This window comes from Paraburkholderia sp. UCT2, from assembly GCF_014397665.1.
GTDB classification, from domain to species: domain Bacteria; phylum Pseudomonadota; class Gammaproteobacteria; order Burkholderiales; family Burkholderiaceae; genus Paraburkholderia; species Paraburkholderia tuberum.
The window spans coordinates 1-3399 of record NZ_VZQO01000108.1 but is presented as its reverse complement, the minus strand read 5'-3'; the positions used below and the strand labels follow the sequence as shown (position 1 = coordinate 3399).

Annotated in this window: 3 protein-coding genes; all 3 read right to left on the bottom strand. The window is 61.5% G+C overall.

Annotated elements, in window-relative coordinates:
* Positions 1-94: 94 nt before the first annotated feature.
* From F6X39_RS35805 to F6X39_RS35795, 3 genes are read right to left on the bottom strand one after another with little or no spacing between them, the layout of a single operon-like run.
* The gene (locus F6X39_RS35805) at positions 95-1093 is read right to left on the bottom strand and encodes a site-specific integrase (RefSeq protein ID WP_187620109.1); all 999 of its coding nucleotides are present in this window, start codon (positions 1091-1093) and stop codon (positions 95-97) included.
* A complete protein-coding gene (locus F6X39_RS35800) occupies positions 1090-2028 on the bottom strand; it encodes a tyrosine-type recombinase/integrase (RefSeq protein ID WP_187620108.1) in 939 nt (312 codons plus the stop codon). Before F6X39_RS35800 ends, F6X39_RS35805 begins: the two co-directional genes overlap by 4 nt.
* Positions 2025-3272 carry a site-specific integrase gene (locus F6X39_RS35795; RefSeq protein ID WP_187620107.1) on the bottom strand — a complete coding sequence of 416 codons (1248 nt, stop codon included), beginning with the start codon at positions 3270-3272 and terminating at the stop codon, positions 2025-2027. The genes F6X39_RS35800 and F6X39_RS35795 overlap by 4 nt, the downstream gene beginning before the upstream one ends.
* Between the last annotated feature and the right edge of the window lie 127 nt (positions 3273-3399).

The following is a 3399-nucleotide window of genomic DNA, read 5'->3' as shown; positions in this document are numbered from 1 at the left end:
GCTGGACTATCTCCCGTGCGGAACTATGTCCCGTGACGCACGAGACTGACGGGACGACATCAGCCGGCCGTGCGCAGCGGGACATAGGCATGGCCTACAGGCCCTTCAAGAACGCCAGCAATCGGTCATCGGGTCGATACCGTCCCGGCTTGCCTTTAGGGGGTGTGGTCCTGTCCAGAACCGCCTGCTTTAATGTGAGGTTGGCGTCCAGGTAGACCTGTGTGGTTTCCACCGATTCGTGACCGAGCCAGAGTGCGATGACTGAGGGGTCGACGCCTTCTTGCAGCAGATCCATCGCTGTCGTGTGTCGCAACACATGCGGGCTCACGCGCTTGTTCTTCAGCGAAGAGCATTTCTCCGAGGCCGCCAACACATACTTGTGAAGCAGGTAATGGACGCCGTGTGCGCTCAGCCGGCCGCCGCGCGCATTTGGGAACAGTGGCTGATTCCCGGCCCGCGGTGGCTCTCGAACCCACGCGACCAATACGGAGCGGGTGCTCTTGCTCAATGGCGTGCAACGCTCCTTGCGCCCCTTGCCAAACACGCGTACGTGCGCGCCGCCGCCAACGTGCAGGTCCTCGCGCCGAAGGCCGGTCAGCTCAGACAGGCGTAACCCCGTCTGCACCGCCAACAACAATAGAGCGTGATCGCGGCGACCTGCCCAAGTCTGCTGGTCCGGCGCGGCCAGCAACGCATCGACCTCTTGTCGGCTCAGGAATGGGACCAATGCGCGGCTAAAGCGCTTGGCCGGGATGGCCAGCACGCGCTGGATGTGCGCTGAGTGTGACGGCGTCTCGAAGGCCGCATACCGGAAGAATGAGTGCACTGCCGTCAAGCGCAGGTTACGCGTTCGAGCTGTGACGCCGCGAACCTGCTCCTGTTCATCGAGGAAGTCCGCGACCAGCGGCGCATCGATGTCTTCCAGTGCCAGAGTGGATGGCGCTTTATGCAGGCGTCGCTGTACAAATTCCAGCAGTAACCGGAATGTGTCGCGGTACGATGCGATCGTATGCACACTGGCCTGGCGCTGGTGCATCAGACGCTGGATGAAGAACTTCTCCAGCAAGGCGGCGAAGCTGGGCTCCCTAATCATGATGACTCTCCCCAACGGCGTTCCAGGAGATCCATCGCTTGTGCCATCAACTCGGGCGACCCGCTCAGATACCAGTATGTGCCGGCCACATAGATGTGCCCAAGATAGGTCGACAGCACCGGCAACAAGCGCCAAGCGTCCTCTCCAGACTGATACCAACGGATCAGCACTTCAACGGCGAAGCGATGCCGGAAGTCATGCAACCGTGGTCCCTTGCTTGCGCCTTCGGCACGCAGTCCCGTTTGCCGTGACAGCGCGTAGAACGTCCGATGAACGCGACCTATGTCGAGCCGGGTGCCGCGACTCGTGACGAACACGTTGGACGAGACCTGGCGACCGAGGAACTGTTTGCGGCGCCTGAGGTAGTCAGCCAGGACGGTACAGGTGGTAGGATGAATTGGGACCAGGCGCGATCGACCGAGCTTGGCACCGCGAATCGTCAGGACGGCGTCTTCGAGGTCCACGTCACCAAGCTCGAGGTTTAGCGCTTCGCTGATACGCAGGCCGGTAACGCTGAGCAAGCCGATGAGGCAATGGAACACCCTAGGCCGCAGCGGCGTCGACGGCCACGCCACCGGCAACTCCAATGCCGCGTCCAGCAAGCGCCGTACTTCCGCCTCCGTGTATAGATAAGGTCTGGCTCGCGTAGACCGATGGGGCAACATGCCGACCGGTGGAATTTCTGTGCGGGTGTCGGTGGCACTGCGGTGGCGGGCAAAGCCGCGCACGAAGCAAAGGCGTCTAGCCCATTCTGCGGGTTGAACCGACGGATTTTGCGCCCACTCCAGAGCGAGGCCGGTGCTGATATGCTCGACATGCCGCGTTTCCATGAAACTGACGAACCGGGGCAACAGCAAACCGGCATCGTGCATCTTGAAGCCCAGGCTGCGTCGCAGGTCGAGATATTCTTGGAGCGCCTCTCGAATCGAGTTCATCGTGCACCTCCTGGCCAGGCCATAGCCAACTTCCGAAGTGCGCTGACATCCACCTTCGCATAAACGCTCGTGGACTGCGGGCTACGATGGCGAAGAACCTGGCCGATCTCCGGGAACGACGCACCGAGTTGCAACATGCGAACAGCCAAGGCGTGCCGGAACTGGTGCGAGCCGCGGTGCGGCGCGTCGACTTTGGCGCGATTGAGCGCGTGGCGCACAATCGTGCCGATACCGTCCGACCCTTCCATCAGCCCGCGTATCGGTGCCAGGGATCGAAGGAAGAGGTGCCGATCTGGACTGGCAGGGCGCCCGCGCTCGAGATAGGCGGCGATCGCCTCGCCCACGTCGGCGGTCAATGGCAGGAGACTCTCGCGGCCACCCTTGCCACGCACACGCAATTGAGCGCAGTCCCAGTCGACGTCGTCCAGCGTCAACCTGACGATCTCGCAGGCTCGAAGTCCCAGTCTTGCCAGAAGCAGCAGCACGGCTCGATCGCGTCGGCCCACCGCGCTCCGGCGGTCGCAGCTGTCGATTGCGCGCTGCGCGTGCTCGGCTGCAATGGCTCTGGGGATGGGAGGTGTGCTTGCCCAACTGGCTACCGCTGGCACGCTTGCAGCAAGTCCCGCGGTAACCTCGCCGCGAAACTGGGCGTAACGAAGGAAGGACCGCAGTGCCGTGACAACGTTCTTCAGGGCGGCTGGCGCCATGCGCTTTGCCTCGCTCTTAACGAAAGCGCTGGCGTCGGTCACGCGAACGTCCCGCAAGCAGACTTCTCCTTGGCCGAACCGCCACACCAGAAATTTGCGTGTCCACCTTGCATAGGACTCAACGGTCACAACGGCCAAACCCTGATCGCGTTTTAAGGATTGCGCAAACCCCTCGACAACGTCGTCAGCGGCAATAGCGTGCGTTTGAGCGACATGACACACACCGCGATCGCGCAAGAAACGCGTCAACAGTTTCAATGCGTGCAGTTCCCGGCGTCTCGTCTCGAAGCATCGCGATCGACGTCGCGAACGAAGGCGCTGATACCGCACGATGTCATCGTCCTTCAAGGCATGGAAGGAAATGCAGCTATCCTTGCACCAGTGCCCAAACGCAAGCGCGTGTTGTGCCAACTGGCATACATAACTGACCGAGTATTGCTGCCCGATCAGAGAACCGACGAACGCATTAAGGTACTCCCCAGTTGCGCCTCTGATGGTGCAGGCCAGCGCGGCAGCGCTCTCATAAGAATCAGCCATGGTCTTCTCCTATCAGGCGAAAGTGCCTGCAAAGGGAGAATGCCAATGTCTAGCGTCGATGCGGGAAAGCCACGCGGGACAGGGGTTCTCAGTGAGCACCGGACATAGTTCCGCGCGGGAGATAGTC